This window comes from Leucobacter chromiireducens (assembly GCF_003917135.1).
In the GTDB taxonomy this organism is placed as follows: Bacteria; Actinomycetota; Actinomycetes; order Actinomycetales; family Microbacteriaceae; genus Leucobacter; species Leucobacter chromiireducens_A.
In genome coordinates, this window is sequence record NZ_RPDI01000006.1 from 42,906 (window position 1) to 61,867 (window position 18,962).

An 18,962-nucleotide genomic window follows, 5' to 3' on the forward strand; every position below is an offset into this window, starting at 1 on the left:
GGGCTCGCGGTGCACCGTCACCCGGTTTCGGGGCTGGCCGACTTCAGACCCTACCCCGCTCGGTGCCGCGCCGGTAATTCCCCGTGACGCGCGCGAGCACCTGCTGGTCCTGCTGCGGATCTCGGCCGAGCCGCGCGAGCGTGCGCTCGGCACTGGTGCCGCGGAGCACCGTCACGGTTCGACCGCCCCGGAACACCCGCAGCTCCCCGCTCGCGGTGACACGATAGCTGAACGGGTCGTTCGCAAGCCCGGGCGGCAGCGCCGAGCTACTCCCCTGCCGGGGGTTCCCCGTCGACATCGCCGGCTTCCACATCATCATCGTCGTCTTCATCATCACCCGCATCGCCATCGAGACGGGCCTCGAGCGCCGCCAGCTCGGCACGCACCGCGGCGAGGACCTCGGGATCGTCCTCCCACAGCTCACGGAACTCGGAGTCTGGCTCGAGCATCTCGCTGAGCAACTCGATCCCACGTTCGAGGAGCGCGTCGAGGCGTTCCAGATCACCGGGCCAGATGTACCCTCGACCGAGCACGGCGAGCAGGTAGGCGGCTGCACGAATGCGGTCGTAGTCGTCGTCCGCCTCGAACGCTTCGGCGATGCGCGCGTCTGCGTCAATCCCCTCAAAGAACTCGGGGAACCAATCCGCCGCGCCGTCCGTGTCCCAGGGTGCGCTGCCCCATGCTCCCATAGTGTCTCGCCTCTCGATTGAGCCAGGGCCGCAATCGACTGATCTGGGCCGTGCTCTGAGTGTACCGACCGCCTCGGACACTGCGATGGGGTGCAGCTGACGTCGCGACGAACGAACGGTTCACTCCGCGGCATGCCGCTCAGGCAGGCCGTCCTCCCCGAACCTCACGCCCTCGCGTTCGAGCCGTGCTCGGGCAGCGTGGTGCACCACCCCGCGGCGGGCCGACTTCTCCTCGAGCAGCCCGAGCACCGTCTCCCGGCTCGTGCGCGGATGCTCGGCGACGGCAACGCGAACACTCCAGAAGCGGTCCTGTGCAAAGCGCGCGAGCACCGCCGGGCTGGCATCGGGGTTCAGCGCCGCGGCATTGCGAATGGCCTGATTCGCGTCATCGAAGAACGGTTCAAACTCCTCGTCCGTGCAGGCTCCCTGTGCGCGGATGTAGCGTTCCGCTTCGGCAGCCCGTTCCTCGGGCGTCTTCCGCTTCCCCATGCGTTCCTCCCGATGCTGTCTCCGGCGCAGTCGTCTCCCCCCGAGGCTAGCGTTCCTCGACCCGCACCGACACTTCCACGCTGAATCCATCGGGATCCTGGCCGCGAACCGTTTGCCGAACCTCCATGCGGCCGAGCCGCAGCTCGATCCCACGCGCATCAAGCGCGTCGAAGAGCGCGATGATCGCGGGGTGCGTGGCCCCCTCCGGAAGCGCTTCCCCGTTCTCCGGCCGCCACGTCGCGACGAGTTCGGTGCGGGGTGGAAGTGTGCCAGCCTGGTCCCCGGGGAATGTCCACTCGTCACCGAGGGATTCGGGCACTTCCCAGCAGCCCACGAGCGCGGCGCCACCGTTCTCGCCTGATCCCAATGTCGTCCAGAACTCACCGCTCACCGGGATTCCCGCGCCAGCGAGACGCTCGAAGAGCTCGCCGAAGACCGCGTTCGCATCATCGTCGGTGAGTCCGTCCAGATCGTCGCCAGGTGCGTGCAGTGCTCGCCCAACATAGTGCTGTTCTGGCTGCTGCCGCAGGGCAACGTCGACCGGCACCCGAAGTGCACGCAGCTCGCTCACCGCGGCTTCGTGCGCAAGATCCTCCCGCGCACGCTCCTCGAGCACACTGACGCGGTGGGCCTCGAGCGCACCCAGTGCCCCGTCGGCTCCAGACGAGCTCGCGCCCAGCGCCTCAGCGATTTCCGGGAGCGGCACCCCGGCGGCCCGCATCGCACGAATCGTCGCGCCGGCGCGCACCTGCCCCTCGGCGTACCAGCGGTATCCGGACCGCTCGTCCACCACCTCGGGCACCAGCAACGCCTTCTCTCCGTAGTGGCGCAGCGCTTTCACGCTCAGTCCGGTAATCCCCGCGAAGTCTCCGATTTGCAGCATGGTTCAAGCTTGCATGCTCCCCCTACGGGAGGGTCAAGGACAGGCTCTCCGCAGGCTCCTCGGCGATCCCGTCGACGATGATGTGCAAGTTCGATGCGCCGAGGGACACCACGTGTTCACCAGGCACCAACGTATCGAGTGTGGCGAGGAAGTCCTGGATCGTGCGTGTGTCGTCAGCGTCGGACACCTCGAGCACAATGGATCCCACCACCGTGTTCACCGGCACGGTGACGTAGGGATACCCGTTGTGATCCTCGACGTCCAGATTCGTTGTATAGTCCACGCCGAGTACCGTCACGGTGCGTACGTCCGTCTCGGGCCACAGCGACCAGGTCACCGCGCCGATCGCAATCGCCGCGGTGACGCCGACGCCAAGCCAGACGGCACGGCGCCGAGGGCGACCGCTACGCGCAGGGGCCGCACCGGGTGCTTCCCCAGCCACCCGTGGCGCCCCTCCTTCGGGAATCTGTGCCGCGTCGTCATGCTCGGATGCTCCATGCTTCGCCACTCGGGTGCCCTCCGCTCCCACTACTCTCGTTCCTGCTTCGCTCGCTGCCGACGCACACCGAACAGTACCGCGCCCGATGCGAGCAGCAGCACACCGAGGGCCGCGCCGATGCCGAGCCCTGCTCCGGTGACCGCGAGGTCACCGATCACGGGAACGCCGGGCTTCGGCCCAACGGGCACGGGCACCCGCGCGAACGGGTAGCTCAGCGTCAGATCCTCCCGCACACTCGTCACATCAATCCGAGCCGGTGAGGGATCGAGGTCGTCCGCGAGTGACGCAGCAGCCTCGGCTTCCTCAGGTTGTTCAGGGTCTGCGCGCTCCAGCTCCACGATCTGCGCCTCCAGGGAAACGGCTCGCGTTCCTTCGAGCTCGGCAGTGAGACTGCCGAGGCTCAGACGGAAGGCCTGGGGCACCTCAACCGTCGTGCGGTACGCGCGGGGCAGCAAGTAGCCGGGAGCTGCCGCGTCGTACTCCGTCGGCAGCACCGCGAACGCGTAGCGCCCCGCAGCATCAGTGCGCTGCGTCGAGTGACCGTTCGCGTCGCTCGCGATCCGCCACTCCCCGTCGACGCGCTCCCACAGCGTCACCTCACGGTCGACGAGCGGCTCCTCACCAGGCTGCTGCTCGCCGTCCTCGTCAGCGTCGTCCCACACGGTTCCACCAATGGCCGCGAGGCTCGGGTGGGTCTTCACCCCGATGTCCATCCGCACATCGTCGCGGACGGAGGCGAGGTCAATCACCCCATCCACGTCGTCCGCGATCGCGAAGTTCAGGGACGCTCCTCGGTGCGACACGAGTTCAGGCGCCTCCAGCAGCGCACTGATGTCGCTGTCGATCGCACGATCGTCGCCAGCGTTGAGGGGCGACCACAGCTGGTAGCCCGCGCGCTCGGTGGTGACACGGTACTCGCGCGGCGCGAGGAAGCCCGCGGCGCCCTCCTCGAAGTGAGTGGGCGCGACCCGGAAGCGGTACGCCCCCAGGGCGTCGGACATCGTCTCGCCAACGCCGTCGAGATCAGCGGTGCGGGCCCAGACACCGTCGACGCGCTCCCACAGGGTGACCATGTGGCCAGCGATTCCCGCCTCATCAGCGTCTTGAATCCCATCGTGGTTGGCGTCCTCCCACATGCGGCCGCCGATGGTCACGTCGGTGTCGAACACAGTGAAGCCAGCGTCCGCGGTGAGCACATTGTGTGCGGTATCGAGGTCAAGCGGCGCGGACGCTGCCGCCTCAATGAGCATGATCGGCTCGGTGAGCACAGTGCTGAAGGGCCTCGGGATCGGAATCCCGTCGACGTCGCCACCTGGCTGGCGGAAGAACACGTTGTTCACCTCCACCAGCTGGAGATTCGCCGGCGCGTCGAGGCGCACGCGGTACTCCGCGGGCGCGCGGTAGTGCGGCGAGTCCTTGTCGAGATCGGCGACCTCGACCGCGAATGCGTAGTGCCCGTCCGCGTCCGTGATGACCGTGTGCCGCCCTTCGGCGTCCGTGTACGGCTCCCAGCGCCCGGTGTCCCGGTTCAGGACGAAGGCTGCCGCCTCGATCCCGGGAATTCCCGGCTCGTCGGGATCCTGCACGCCGTCGGCATTCACGTCGTGGAAGACGGTGTCTCCGAGGATCCGGATCGAGTCGTGCGTGATCACGCCGCCGTCGATGCGGTCGGTCCCGGCCGCCGTCGTGTAGTCGGCGCGGCCGTTGCCGTCGGCCGACACGAGCGAGAACTCCTCGGAGATCACAGTGTGCGCGGGGTCCGCGATCGCGTGGCCGTAGCGCGCGCCGCCGCCTCCGAGCAGCTCGGCGAACGTCGAGTTCTTCGCGTCGTCGCCGCCGACCGCGAGCGGGGAGATCGTCTGGCGCGAACTGAGGGCGAACTCCACGACGTAGCGGTGGGGCTGGTCGACGCGCGCGCTCGTGGGATCCTCCTCGGCAACCGCCGCGGTGAACGCGTACCCACCGTCGGCGTCCGTCTCCGTCTCGGCGACGGGCACGAGCTCGCCGTCGATCACGCGGTTGAGCACCACGCGGACGCCGCCCAGCCCGGGCTCGTCCGCTCCCTGCAGCCCATCGCGATCGCGGTCGTCCCAGATGAAGTCACCGATCTGCGCTTCGCGCTCGAGCGGCACGAGCCCCAGGTCGACATGCTCAGCAGGGACTCCCGTGCGGGTGTCGATGGGCAGCAGTTCGTCCTGGAGCGCGCCGAGCACGCGGGTCTCGGACACCGCGGTGAGCGTCGCGCCGCGGTCCGCCTGGGTGAAGTCGTTGTCGATGGCGGGATCGTCCCCGGCGCCGAGCGCCGCAATGCCCTGCCAGAGCGGCACCTCCGTGACCCGCACGCGGTACTCGTAGGGCACGAGCTGCACGCTGTCGATGATGTGCAGTTCCTCGAAGCGGTACGCCGAGACGCCCGCCTGCCGGATCGGCGCGTCGCTGTCGCGCGCCGCGGCCGGTTCGATCATGCGCCCCGCGGCGTCCTGCCGCGCGGTGACCCAGCCGGCCTCGGTGCGCACCTCGAGTGTGGCGGTGTAGCGTTCCTCTGCGGCAGCGACCTCGGCCGCGGTCTTCGTGCCGCTCGCGTCGGCGTCGAGGAACACCTCGCCCGAGAGCTCCGAGCGCGCGTGCGCCATGAGCCCGAGGTCGATCGTATTGTCCGTGATGCCGAACATGACGCCCGTCGCGTCGTCAACCTCCATGACGCTGATCAGGTGCTCACCGAGCGGCGCGCCGGACTCGTGCATCGTCCCATTCGGGAAGAAGTCGGAGTCGGTCTCGCGCGTGCCGGTGGGCGACAGCCCGGGCGCGTGCGTCGGCGCGAACGTGTAACCGGTGACAAGTTCTCGGACGACGACCTGGTACTTCGTCGGCAGTGCCTCCGCGCCGTCGGAGCGGACGCTCGGCACCTTCGTGAAGTAGTAGAAGCCATCCTCGTTCGACACCGTGCGCTGCGCGTAGTCGGTGCGCGTCCAGGCCCCGTCGATCTCGACGTACTGCTCGAGCTCGAGCTGCTGCCCGGCGATGCCCGGCTCCCCCGCGTCCTGGAGACCGTTCCGGTTGCGGTCGTCCCACACCCGGTTGCCGATCACGCCGTACGTCGTCTTGTCGTAGAAGCCGATGCTCACGCTCTCGCGCGGCGCGAAGTCGGAGGCGAAGAGACCCTCGAGATCAAAGTTCAGCGGGTTCGTCTTCACGATCCGCGTGCCCTTCTCGTTCAGGCCGTCGTTGTCGTTCGCCTCGGCGAACGGGTCGCTGTGGTGGAGGAACGGGGAGACGAGCCGCTCCGAGTTGAACTCGCCGTTCTCGTCGGTAATCTCCAGATAGTACTGGCGGTCGACCGGCAGCAGCGTGAAGCGGTAGGCGCCCTGGGCATCGGTTACGGCGACCATCGGGCGGCCGTGGGGGTCGCGCACGGTCTCGCCGCTCAGGTGCTTCAGCGTGACGTGGTAGCCGGGGATGCCCGGCTCGTTCGGCCCCGCCTGGTAGCCGTCGAGCGTGTCGATGTCCTCGGCGAACACCGTGCCGCCGAACTCGATCGTCTGCGCGACGCCGAGGTCGAAGCTCATGCGCTGCGCGTCGTCCGTTGCCGAGTCGACGGTCGCCGCCTCGGTGATGGCGACGAGCGCGGCGTCGTCGACCGAGGCGGGGATGTCGAGCGGCTCGCCCGGAGCGAAGCTCTCCACGCCGGCGCGCTCGAACACGGTGCGCGTGGTGGTCGAGAACGCGTCGTACTCGCGCGGGAACTCGAACAGCACCCGGTAGTCGCCCGGGCGGATGTTCGAGAAGGTGTAGTACCCCGCGTTGCCCGCGATGTCCGACTCGGTGACGGTCACGAGCGGCCCCTCGGAGGGGATGGGTCGCTGGAACACCTCGTCGAGCACCGACGTGCCGGTGGCCTCGTCGACGACCTCCCACGCGCCCGAGACCTCGTGGATCGGGTTGCCGAGCGCATCGACGTTGTACCCCGCTGGTGTCAGGAGCGTGACGCGCACACCGTTGATGCCGGGATCGTCGATCTCGCCGTCGAAGTCGAGGTCGCGCGTCGGCTGCAGGTGCGTGCGGCCGTTGCCGTCGCGCACCGCGTCGCCCTCGTCCTGCTCGCCGTTGTAGTTCACGTCGTTCCAGACGTAGTTCCCGAGGTAGACCCCATCACGCTTCTCCGTCGCGTAGACGCCCGCGTTGTTCGACTCCTGCGGGATGAAGCGGCTCACCCGCTGCGTCGCCATGAACGAGTTCCACAGGGACGCGTCGGCCTTGCGCTCGGCCCCGTCGAACTGCTCGAGGTAGACGGGCGCATTGAGCGGAGACTGCATCGTGTACGTGAGCTTCAGCTTGTTCTGCCCGGGCAGCTGCTCGGTCGCGCTGGTGAAGAGCACGAGGATCGACTGCGCGCGGTGCAGCAGCTCCGGGCGGTCCGCGAGCTCTGCGAGCGGCACGAAGTGCCGATCACGCACCGCGGACGGAGCCCCCGGCAGGCCGAGCGCGTCGTAGAACGACTCGCTCGCGGCCTCGGCGTGGGGCACCGGTTCGGTCTCCACGATCTCGCCAGCCTGCTTCGTGAAGGGCCCGACGAACACGGTGTACTCGTTCGGCCGGTACGTCTTCTTGTCGGCGCCCTCGCGCTCCAGCTTCACGCTGTCGGGGCGGAGCCAGGCCGAGTACTGCGATCCGCGCGGGATCGTGGCGTTGGTGATCGAGGTGTCGCCCGCGGCTGGCAGCACGTCGTAGATGATCGGGTACGGGTAGGGCCGGTCACCCGCCTCCTTCGAGTTGTCGACCGACACCTCGAAGGTGAAGTCGCCGCCCTGGCGCACAGGAGTCTGCTCGGGTGCGACGCTGCCCGCGCGGTTGAGGTCGGAGTACGCCACTTTCCGCTTCCCGAAGTTGTCGTAGGTCTCGTACTGGAACAGCGACTTCTCCGAGAAGACCAGGCGGTCGTTCATCAGCTTGTTGTCGTTGAAGTCGTTGCCGTCGGTCGCGTAGCCGAGGCGGTTCGCGGCGTTCTGCTGCGAGTTCAGCGGGTGGAGCAGGCCGGTGTTGTTCGTCACCATGGCGCGGGACTTCAGGTCCTCCGCGTCGGCCCCCGGCGAGTAGGCGTCGACCGCGCCGATGAACTCGACGACGATCTTGTCACCCGGCATGACGCTGCCCTCGAACCACACCGACACGACGTTTCGGTCGAAGCCGGGCCAGGATCCGGTCGCGATCCGCGTGTGCGTGAGGTGGGACTCGGGGTCCGCCTCGCTGCCGTCGGCGCGCACGAGCTTCCACGTCCACAGGTTCGTGTCTTCGGCGGTGAGCGAGTAGCGCGAGCGGTGCGCGCTGTCGAGCGGGTGATCGGCGGTGATATCGGCCTGCGGCACGTAGGTGAACGCGCCGCCTGACTCCATCACGGTGGGGAGCTGGAACGTGACGAAGGGATTCACCAGGGTGTCCTCGGCGTACGTGTTGTCCTCGTCGCGCGACCACATCGAGCGGTCGGCGTTGATGAACTCGCCGCTGAACTTCAGGTGCGGGGACGACTTCGGCGCGATCGCCGTGATGTCGGACCAGCCGAAGCGCTGATCGCTCGGCTTCGTGGAGTCGCTGCGGTAGTAGAGCGAGTCGTACTTCACGTTGACCACGGGGCGCGACGGGGTCAGGTACGAGCGGGTCTCGCTCTGCGCGAGCTTCGACACCCGCGTCGAGACGTAGTTGCCCCAGAACTGGGCCGTGTCGTAGACGAACAGCGTCGACTTCGCGTTGGACCCGATCCGCACGCCCAGCGAGATCGCGTGGTCCGTGACCGAGGCCGGGTAGGGCGAGGTGCTCCGGTTCGTCGGATCGGTGTCGAGCACCGACTGCGTTCCCGGGGTCTCCGGGTCCGCGTCGATCGCGAGGCGCGTGCCCTGCGGCACGAGGGTCGTCTCGGGATCGAGCGCGCGCACCACGATCCGAATCTTCTGGAGGCCCCCCTGCGCTGCGGCCGGGATCTCGAAGCGCTCGTTGCGCAGGATCGGGGTGCCGCCCGGGTTGAGCAGCGTCCATGCCCCGGCCTCGTATCCGTCCTCGGCGAGCTCGTCGGAGACGTAGACGAAGGTCTTGAAGGCGTCGTCGATCTCGGTGCCCGCATCGGCGAGCCGGTCCACCGTGCGCTGCGGCAGCTCCCACGTGCCGGAGGTGACGTAGCGCGTGCTCGTGGTGATCGGCTGGTTACTGACCGAGACGGTGCTCTCGTTCGTGTCATCCGTCGGGAGGATGTTCTCGATGACAAGTTCGCGGAGCCCGGAGCCGGTGTTCTCGGCGTGGGTGATGAGGTACTCGATCGTGTCCGATGAATTGAAGTACGTGTCTCCCGAGAGCCCGTTCGAGTAGGCGATGCGTGGCCGGGTCGTGTTGACGCGCACCTCGGCGCGCGGCTTCAGGATCTCGATCTCCGCGGAGTCCGCGGCGTAGCGGCCGGCGAGGTCGCCATTGCTGTCGATGTCGATGCCGGTGCCACGGTCGCTCGTGTGCGTGTGGTACGCGATCGACGCGAGCGACTGGACGATGAAATCGGCCGGGCGCTGCGCCCCCTGGCTCCCCTGCGGGATCAGCGTCGTGTCGTCCGTGATCAGGGAAACGTACGTGTCCATGACGAGTTCGTCGGCCGTCCAGACCGTGTCGTCGGAGACGACATTGTCCTCGTAGCCGTCGACCAACTGCAGCTCGGTGAGGAGCGTGAAGCGCTCGCCTGACTTCAGCTCGCCGCGCGTGCCGCGCTCCCCCGCTGGCGGCGTGACGACCCACTGGATCCGGTTGCGCGTCGCGTCGACCGCTGGCTCGGCCGGCGTCTTCCGCTCGACCGTGTAGCCGCGGGCCTCGAACGCGGCGCGGTCCAGCACCTCGTCGCCGACCGCGATGCGCACCTCGTCGGTTGCGGCTGCGAAGTTCGTGACGAACTGCGTTACCACGAAGCGCGCGTTGTGGACGTCGCCCGCGGTCTTCAGCCGCTCGTAGGGGTTCGTCTCGTCCTCCGGCGCGTTCGACACCTCCGTCGCGAGCCAGTACTTCCCCGCGGCATCGACCTGGATCAGCTCGGCGAGCGCGCCGTCAGCGAAGGAGGCAGCCTTCGTGGTGTTCGTGATCGACGGCTTCTTGAGGTTCAGGTCGCTGCTGCCGTATGCGCCGGTCGTCGCGGGCGCGCTCGCCCCGACGACTGATCCGGAAGTTCCCGCCCGCGTAAGCTCGCCGGCCCGCTCTGTCCAGCCCGTGCCGGTGTTGAGGGTGAGTTCGGTGTCCCCGCCGTACGGCTGCGTGGCGGCGATGAGGCGCTCGGTGATCTTCAGCGCACCCATGTTGCTGCTCCACGTGCTCGTCGAATCACGACGGATGCGGTCGTTCGCCGTGATGGCGAGGCCGTTGGAGGACTTCACATTGTTCGGGGCGGCCGAATTGCCCTGGTCTCGGGCGGCGAGTGACGGGGGCGCGCCGGTCGTGTAGCGCTCCGAGATGACGGGGGCGAAGACCGGCCGCTGCGTCCCAGCGAGCGTGAGCACGTGCTGGTAGCGGCTGTCGTCAGTGTCGGCTCCGAAGAGCGGCGTGTCGATCGTCATCACGCGCGGCGCGATCTCGAGCGCCTCGCCGTAGGCGATCTCGGTGTCCTGACCCGCGCGGGCGGTGAAGTGCAGCAGGAAACGCTTTCCGAGCTTGTCTTCGAGGAGTTCGACGCGTACCTCGAAGAACTCACGCAGATCCCGGGCAAGCTCTGAGGTGCCGATCCCGAGCGTCCGCGCTGACGCCGAGAACTTGACGCTCTGCTGCTCAGCGGGCTCGCCGTCGTAGCGAGCGACGGATCCGTCATCGAGGACGGGGGCAATGCCGTATGGCAGTGCGATCGTCACGGTCGGCTCGAACCAGGTCCCGCGCGCGCCACCGATGGTCTGGGGCGCGTTCTTCCAGATGTCGTCGTTGAAGTTTTCCCCCGAGTAGCGGTTGTACCCGCTGTTCACCCGGTTGTACTCGCCGAGCACTTCGAGCTGCTGGTTCTCGACCGTCGAGCGGATCGAGAACTCCTCGTACAGGTCGACGCTGAAGTCCTCGATCGTGGGGTCGATCCCCGCGGGGTACTCGGCCTTCGCCGCGCTGCTCCACACTCGGAGTGTCGGGCGGCGCATGGCGATCTGGTCGCCCGTCACGATCGCGGGGCGGTCCCCATCGACGGAGGTCCCGGTGCCCTGCGCGTTCAGGCCGCGCACATACCGGCCCCACGGTTCCACCGCGAAGTAGGAGGTGTACGAGCCGAAGTCGTATGCAAGGTCGTTGACGTTCAGGCCCTGCGCCATGCCGTCATTCGGGAAGCGCGCCGTGTTGTACACGCCGATCGGGCGGCTGAAGCCGCCGTACTCCGCACCGTAGATCTCGAGGTATTCCTCGGGCGCGATCGTGCTGAGTGTGAACTGGTCGTGCCAGAGCGAGAGGCCCTTCGCGTTCGCGGGCACCTCGCCCGCGACGCGCACCCGGATCTCGACGCGCTGCGTCTGCAGGCTCTGGTCGGCGGCGGCCGAACCGAAGAGCCCGGTCACCTCGCCGGCGACCCGGACCCGGAGCACGTAGGGAATCCCATCGTCGCGGGTCCCTTCGGCGTAGGTGCCAGCCTCCTGCGACTGCGCGGGAGCGCGGTACCCCTGATCGTTGTCCGGGCTCTGGAGAATCTCGACTTCGCTCGCCAGCTCGGCGCCGCCGCCGCTCCGCGCGGTCACGCCGAGGAGCTGGCCCGACTCGTCGTACGGGCTGATCCCGAGCGGGAGGACCTCGGTGTACTCGAGCCCGCTGCCGATCGCGCGGTCTCCCAGGTTGGCCGCGTGGAGGCGCACCGTGAACTCCTCGTGCAGCTCCACGGCGTAGCTGTAGTCGTCCTCGACGTAGGGCGTATAGCCGAGACGGTGGCGCTCGTACGAATTGAGCGAGCCGTCGTGCTCGACGAAGTTCGCGGCGTCAGTGCCCCACGCGGCGCGCTCGGCATCGGGCACCATCTCGCTCGCGCCGGAGAGCCAGGCGCGGTTCAGCTGCATGCCGTCCTGCGCCCAGAGGATCCGCTCGGGCGCGGTCACAGTGCCGTCAGTGACGCGGGCCTTCGTGGCGTACGCGAAGTTCTCGTCGAGCGCGGTCGACGAGAAGCTCGTGTAGAGCTCGCTCGCGGCCGTCTCGCGGAGGAACGCGGTGTGCGACTTCTCGACGTTCGCCGAGGCGTCGTAGTAGGTCGCCTGGAGGTACGACCCCGGGGAGTTGCTCGCGTCGCGTCGGCGCTCGGTCGAGCCGGGCAACCACGCGTGCGAGTTCGACAGGAACTCGGAGGGGGTCATCTCGTGCCCGCGGTCGCCGGTGATCCCGGCGTCGTGGAGCAACGCGGCGAGGTCCATCGAGGTCTGCTTCGCGGAGTTCGCGACGGGAACGTTGCTGCCGTACCAGCCGAAGAGCGGCGCGAACACCGCCGTGCCGTCGGCATACTGCGCGCGGGGCAGATCGTGCTGACGCGCGGTGGCGGTGTAGACGATCTCGAGCTGCTCGCCGCGGCCGAGATCCTCGTCCGCGAAGGTGTAGCTGAACACGTCGAAGTCGATCGTGTCGGCCGGGTTCACGGTCGTGTTCACGGGCTCGGCGGAGGAGAGCCGGCCCCAGCCGTCGTTGTGCCGGTCGTTCGCGAAGGTCTGGGCCCCCGCGACATCGAGGCCGGTCACCGAGCGCACGGTGACCCGGGGCAGCGCGAAGTCGCGCGGCACACCCGCGGCGTCGAGCATGCGGATCTCGAGCACGCCAGCGGCGACGGCGCCGGCGACGTCGAGCTCCCCGGCGTGCACGAAGCGGCTGAGCTCGGTGCTGAGGTACTCGGGGATCTTGTCGACGATCACGGGGTGACGCAGCGGGGCCTTGCCGTACGGCGTGTTCGTGCTCGTGCCCTGATCCGTGCTGTGATTCTTCGCGGTGAGCCGGTAGTGCACCTCGTCGCCGGCCAGATAGCCGGTCTTCCCCGGCTGCGCGCCGTCGTAGGGAGCCGTCGCCTCGGCGCGGGTGTCGAAGGACTGGATGTTGAACTCGACTGTTGGGATGGCCTTGTACACGGTCTGCGCCGCCTCGGTGCGGTAGCTGTACTCCGCGATGCCCGTACCAGCTTCGTCCTGGTGCGTGAGGCGCGTCTGCGCCTGCGAGGTGAGGCGGTAGGACTTCGTGTTCTGGGCCGCCGGCGTGCGCCAGTGGCCGATCCCGGAGATCTCGAAGCTCGACGGTCCGGCGCCAGCGTGCACGGTGCCGTAGCGGATCCAGAGCCGATTGATCTCGCGCATCGCGTGCTGCGCGGGATCGAAGTCGGCCGCGTCGACCCACTTCCCGTCCCGGTCCTGGAAGAGGACCGTCGGCGGCGCGCTGCCCTCGGCGTTCTCCGGCGCGTGCAGCGCGGGGACGCTCGGGAACTCGGTCAGCTCGAAGCCGAGCAGGCCACCGGTGTCGAGCGTGAGGAACAGGTCGAGCGCGGTGTTGTCGTGCCGGATCTCGTTTCCGATGTTCTTCACGGTGAGGGTCATGTCCTCGCCCGACACGTTCTCGCGGTCGAAGCGGCTCTCGATGACGAGTTGCTTCGGATCGGCGTAGCGGTACGCCGTGTTCGTCAGTCGCCCGAGCTGCTCGGCGAACGCGTCGCCGTCGAAGTTCACGGCGGCGGTCGATCCCGTCACCCGGTTCCCGTTCGCGCCGTCGCTGTTGTAGCTCATGAAGTGGTGCGTGTACGCGGGCCGCGCGTACACGTTCCACTGCAAGGTCTTGCCCTGGGTCGCGCCCGGGGTGCTCGGTTGGTCGTTCGTTGCCGTGTATTCGACGACGAAGAACACAGACTCACCGTCGTGGAGCGTGACGTCGAATGCAACGTCGGCGCGCTTCGCGTTCTGGCGCGTGATCCGCACCTGGTCCTCCGGCACCTCGACCGCCGAGTTGACGCTCTCCGCGATGACCCCCGCCCGGTTCGGGTCGGCGAGCAGGTACGCCGAGGAGGCCTGCACGTCGGAGACCTCAAGGAAGGCGGGCGCCTCGATGTGCGCAACCGGAGAAAACACCGGGAGCGCACCGGGGCCGGCATCGTCGTCCGCCGTCGTTCCGACGTTTCGCAGCTCGTAGAGCACGCGGGTCGTGTCACCAACCGCGATGTTCGTGAAGTCGATCTGGGTGCCCGTGTCCGCGTCGTAGAACAGACCCGTCGCGTCGGCTCGCGAGAAGTCCTCGCGGAGGTGCACGGCGTGCGCCTGCATGCGCGCCACGCGGGTGAAGACCCGCGGCGCCGCAGCGCTGCTCGAGCTGCTCGCGAGGCGCAGCGTCGGCTTCTCGCCCGCGTTGCCCCCGCCCGCGGAGACGAAGATCGGGTTGTAGGAGGTGACCACCGCGCTCGCGGTGAAAGCGCTGTGGAGCATGATCTGCTCGTCGCTGCCCTTGCTCCGCTCCGTCACAAACGTCGGCTTCGAGCTCCAGCCCGGGCCGTCGGCGTCCTCGTCGACCCAGACGCCCGTGACGAACACGTCGCCCCCGTCGCGCATCCGGGTGGGGAGGAGCTCGCTCGAGTTGGCGCGGGTGATCGAGCCCCACAGACCGACCGTGCGGTCGCGCGGCGCGAACGCCACCGTGATGCTGTCGATGTGCTCCTTGAGCAGGGTCGCCTGCCCGCCCAGGGTGACGTCGAACGGCTGCGAGCGCAGCGTGCCGTCCGCGAACAGGGTGCGCAGATCGAACTCACGCATGCCCGTCTCCGGGTTCGGGGTGAAGCGATCACGCGCGATCTCCACGCTCGTGCCGCCCTGGGTCACCGCGACCCGGTCGACCGACCAGTCGCCGTCGAAGATGTCCTCCGGGATCGCCACGAGCTGCGAGCGGTACGCGGCGTCGGGGGTGAAGGTGATCACCGCGTCCTTGATGTCCGCCTCGGAGGAGTTCTCGATCCCCACGGCCACCTGCGTCGTGCTCGGCGTGATGCCGTCGGCCTGATAGTCGTACACCTTGACGCGGTCAAAGCTCATGTCGAGCTTCGCCCCGAGCTTCGGCGTGTAGCCGGTCAGCGTGGCGCTCGACGAGTGCATGAGGGCTTTGATCCCCGTGTCGCTCGGCACCCGGTAGAGGTTGGTGGTGCCCTGGAGCGCGCGGTTGCCGTTCACCACGCCGCCGACGCGCACGTCGACCTCGGCGAGCGAAGCGCCGAGGGTGTCGGGGGCGACGCCGTCGAGCTCCGCGGTGCGCTCACCGAAACCGGCGACCTCCTCGAAGATCGCCTCGAAGCGCTTCGGGAAGGAGCCTTCCTGGCCGAACGAGACGGTGAACGTCCCGTCGCCATCGTCGTGGATCCCTCGCTCGCGGGAGTTGTCGTAGTCGAAGCGCGGGGCTTGCGTGAGCGGGGCGGCGAAGTCGGCGGCGAGGATATCGCCGCGCGCACCGATCACCCGAACCCCGGTGAGGTATTTGAGCGTGCTCGTATCGGTGATCGAGACGTGGGTCGCGTCGAGATTGTAGACGGCGTCGTCGGCCGGAGTCGCGGGATACACGAACTCGTAGACGAGGGTGTCGTGGAACGACGCCGGATCGTACATGCCGAGCCACTCGTCGTACTCGGTCGCAGCGGGCACGTATACGTCTGGCCCGTGGCCGGAGTAGTAGGACCAATTGGCGGTGTTCACGTTCCAGATGCTCGCGAGGTACTCCCCCGTGCTCCCCATCGGGATCACCTTGTTCGCAAGCGACGTGTTGTCATTCGCGCCAGTACGAGACTGCGCGAACGGGTAGGCGACGAGCGAGTTGATCGAGGTGCTGGCGGTGCGGGTGAGCTCGCGATCGCGCCCGAACGTGTCGGTGGCGGTGAGCTTCGTCGCCTGTTTTCCCGTCACGGATGACGAATGGAAGCGGCCCATGTACTCGATCACGTCGTTCTGCGTGCCGGCCATCTGCGGGGCCGCGTCGTTGCTCTCGCGCGAGAACTCGAGGTGCACCGATACGCGCGAGACGGGCGACTCGGGCTGCACATCCGCGTCCCAGGCCTCTTTGTAGTATGGGTGCTCACTCACTCCGGCGACGGAGTCGTACGTGGTGAACAACTCGCTGTCCGGGGTGCCAGGCCGGGCGGTGGCGATGCGCCAGAACCCGGCGCCCTCCTGGGAGTTCTCCACCCAGGCGTCGCCGGGAACGGTCTTCCAGAGCACTTCCTTTCCGTCGACCATGCGGAAGAGGTCGACCGAATCGAGGTACGGTCGCATGTCCTCGCGGATCTTCAGGTAGTACAGATCGAACTGTGTGTGCGGGAGCGCGACATCGACGCTGACGCGCTGGTCGTTGTTTTCTGACGCAGCTGTCGGCCGGGTGAGCGTCGTGGTGAAGCCGCCGAGCGACTTGTAGCCCTGGTCGAGGGTGTAGTCCTGCGTGTTGTAGGTGGAGCCGCGGTTCCACCAGCGGTAGATGTCGACCGAGTAGGCATTTCCCGCGCCGAGCGGCTGCGTCACCTGGTTCACGCCCTCGATCTTCACCGCGGTCTGCGTCTCGCGGACGTTCACCTGGTGCTGCTGGCGCGCGAGCTTTGCCTCCTCGTAGGGAGGTTCCTGCGTCCCGATGAAGGTGGCGCGCAGCGTCTGCGACGAGCCGATCTCGATGTCCGCGCGGTACTCGACGAGCGCGACCGCGCGAAGCCCTTGGACGCGCAGATCCTCCCCCGAAACGACGATCTTCGCGATGTCGCCGAGCGTCACATCCGCCGCCGAGACCTCTGCGCCGCTGAACCGCTGCTCCTTTCCTGCGGCGCTCACGAACGTGATCACGGGATCCGTGATGGCGTCGAGGAACGGCTGCTGGAGCGCGATCTTCGAGAATTTGAGCGCCCCCGTCTTCGTGGGCGCAAGCATGTCGATCGTGTAGCTCGAGTGGGGCGAATTCACGCCCTTCGTGTCGATCTGGTACTCCGCAGCGAAGGTCGACTCGTAGCCGACGTTCGTGGTCTGCTGCGTGCGCTGCGAGGCGTAGACGCCGACGACGTCGACGACGGGCGCGAGCTCATTGGGGAGCCGGATGTCGATCGTGCCGGTCGCTTCACGGGTGGCGTCCCGATCATAGGGCTTCGGCTGATAGGTGCGGATCTTCGCGTTGATCAGGTGCTGCGTGTCGAGCTTCGCGCCGGCTTTCGCCGTGATCGTTGCGAATTTCACGGCACCGTCGGTGGCGAGCGCACCGGTCTCGATCACGATCTTCGCCGCGTGCTCGGGCAGGGCGATCACCACGTCGCCATTCGCCTCGGGGCTCCCGAGATCCAGCTCGGTGGCGGTGCCGTCGAGCGTTTCGACGCTCACGCGCACCCGCTCCGCCTGCGCGAAGAGCGCGGAGCGAAGGGTGAGCTCGGCGTCGCGGAGCCGCTCGACCTTCGGGTTCACCTCGAGGGTCGTCGTCGAGTTCGCGGCCGCGGTGCCGTTCACGCCGAAGAGGAAGTCGATCGCGGTCATCGCGCCGTAGTCCACCGTCGCCCGGTCCGCCGTGCCGTCGATGCGCACGGCGATGTTCGGCACGACCTCCTTCGGGTAGATCACGGTGTAGCCCGCATCGATCGGCGTCTCGTGCGGAATCTCGGTGTATGTGGTGTTGCCGCCGAAGTCGTCGTTGCTCGCGACCTTCTCGATGAAGACCGCGGTCGCGGTCGCCGACACGTCGCCGACGCGGACTGGTGCACCGAACACCTTGATGGTGACGGGCAGAAGCTCGCCGGCCTCCACCCGATCACCGAGCCCGAGGACGAGCGTGCGGTCCCAGCCCAGCTCCCGCAGCTCCGCAAGATCGAAGGTGAGCGTGACGAGGCCCGTGGTCGGATCCGGCTCGGAGACCGTCGGCGTGAGTGACTCGGCCGATGTTTCCCCGGTCTGCTCGTCCGTGATCCGGTAGCCCACGCGCGCGTCCGCGAAGCGCTCGAGCTCTGCCTCAGGGATCTCGTAGCTCACGCGATCCGGCACAACATCCGGATCAAGCTCATAGCGCACCGTCGGGTCGAAGGTCGGCGCGTTCGATGCGCTCCGCAGCTCCGCAATCTCGGTGTAGGTCTCGTATCCGTAGACGACCTCCCGCTGCTGGGCGGTGTGCGAGAAAGTGAATGCGTACTCTGGCACAACGATCTCGCGCTCGACGATGCGCGTCTTCGACCAGTTCGCGCTCTTCGCGAAGAGGACGTTGGTGATCGCGGTGACCCGGAACGTGGTGGGCGGGTTCGGGAAGCCCTGCCGGCTCAGTGGCAGGGAGATCAGGAACTTGCGCTCGGCCGCGCCCGCCGCGCCCGCTGGCGTGATCGCCTGCTTGTTCGCGCCGTGCTCGCGGTCAATCGTGAGCATTCCGGTTCCGGAATACGTGTACGGGATCTCGTCGGTGAGCTCGCTCGTGCCGTCCCAGTCGGTGACGTCGTAGATGAGCACGCCGCCCTGGCCAGGCACGCCGACGAACTGCCCTGATGTGTCGTTTCGATCCTCATTCGGGGTGGCCGGACCGTCTTCTGCGTACCGCCAGCGGTTGATGTCGAACGGGATGATGCCGTTCACATCGCTGTCGGTCGAATCAATGTCGAAAGTGACCGAGTAGCCGTCGATGTTGGCGGCGACGTTGTCCGAGGTGTTCGAGAGGGAGTAGAGGTAGTCAACGTACTGGTAGCGATCCCAAATGGGAACGAGGTCCGGGCCGCCGCCCGGGACGTGCGACTCGATCTTCGTCTCCCAGCGCAGGTCCGAGGAGATCACCGAGACGCGCGACTCGTCGTCGAGCTCGTTCGGGGTGGTCCACGAGGAGCCCTCGACGCGGTTGAACATCTCATAGGAGACGGAACCGTTGATCTCAAAACGTGTGCCTTCCGGCACGCCGCCGTACGGCCCGTCTGAGCCGTCGTTGTAGGTCGTCAGGAAGATATCGAACGCCGGGTTCACTCCGGCACGCAGGTCGCCGTCGTACTCCATCACGATCGGGCCGCCCTGCACGGTCGTGTCCGAGAGCACGTTCCAGCCGCCGCCAGCGCTCACCCGCCCTTGCACACCGAGCGGGCTCGGGGCGCGGTCCCGCCCGACCACCCGATACTCGTCACCGACGTACTCGAGCGAGGGCAGGAAGATGGAGACGGTGACGCCGGTCGCCGCCCCGGATGCGTAGCCGGGAACGAGGCGGTAGTTGATCTTCGTCTCGGAGCCGGTCGAGAGCACGATCGACTTCGAGTTGAGGTATCCCGGATCGCCCTCGGCGACGGTGCCATTCAGCGTGATGCTCGGCGTCTCGGCGGCGTGGGCCGCGGGGAGTGCGCTCGCGCCGCCCGCCACATCAGCGAGCACCAGCATGAGAATGAGGGCAGCCGACGCCACCCCTGAGAAGATCTTCTTCAACGCCTGTCCCCCGAGGCTGCGACGGCCTCAAT

The 18,962-nt window shown here is 67.8% G+C and carries 6 protein-coding genes; all 6 read right to left on the reverse strand.

The window, feature by feature from the left end:
* Nucleotides 1-43 precede the first annotated feature (43 nt).
* Complete coding sequence (locus tag EGM46_RS04330; RefSeq protein WP_125099020.1) at nt 44-298, reverse strand: hypothetical protein; 255 nt, start codon at nt 296-298, stop codon at nt 44-46.
* Entirely contained in the window at nt 267-689 is a 423-nt protein-coding gene (locus EGM46_RS04335; protein ID WP_125098949.1) for a hypothetical protein, read from the reverse strand. The genes EGM46_RS04330 and EGM46_RS04335 overlap by 32 nt, the downstream gene beginning before the upstream one ends.
* A 120-nt stretch (nt 690-809) precedes the next feature.
* On the reverse strand, nt 810-1,178 hold the full coding sequence (locus EGM46_RS04340; RefSeq protein ID WP_125098950.1) for a hypothetical protein: 369 nt from the start codon (nt 1,176-1,178) through the stop codon (nt 810-812).
* 46 nt (nt 1,179-1,224) lie between these two features.
* Nucleotides 1,225-2,061 carry a MerR family transcriptional regulator gene (locus EGM46_RS04345; RefSeq protein WP_125098951.1) on the reverse strand — a complete coding sequence of 279 codons (837 nt, stop codon included), beginning with the start codon at nt 2,059-2,061 and terminating at the stop codon, nt 1,225-1,227.
* 22 nt (nt 2,062-2,083) lie between these two features.
* Nucleotides 2,084-2,503: a hypothetical protein gene (locus EGM46_RS04350; RefSeq protein WP_125098952.1), complete on the reverse strand. Its 420-nt coding sequence runs from the start codon at nt 2,501-2,503 to the stop codon at nt 2,084-2,086.
* An 86-nt stretch (nt 2,504-2,589) separates the two neighbouring features.
* Complete coding sequence (locus EGM46_RS04355) at nt 2,590-18,930, reverse strand: SdrD B-like domain-containing protein (protein ID WP_241156172.1); 16,341 nt, start codon at nt 18,928-18,930, stop codon at nt 2,590-2,592.
* Nucleotides 18,931-18,962 lie beyond the last annotated feature (32 nt).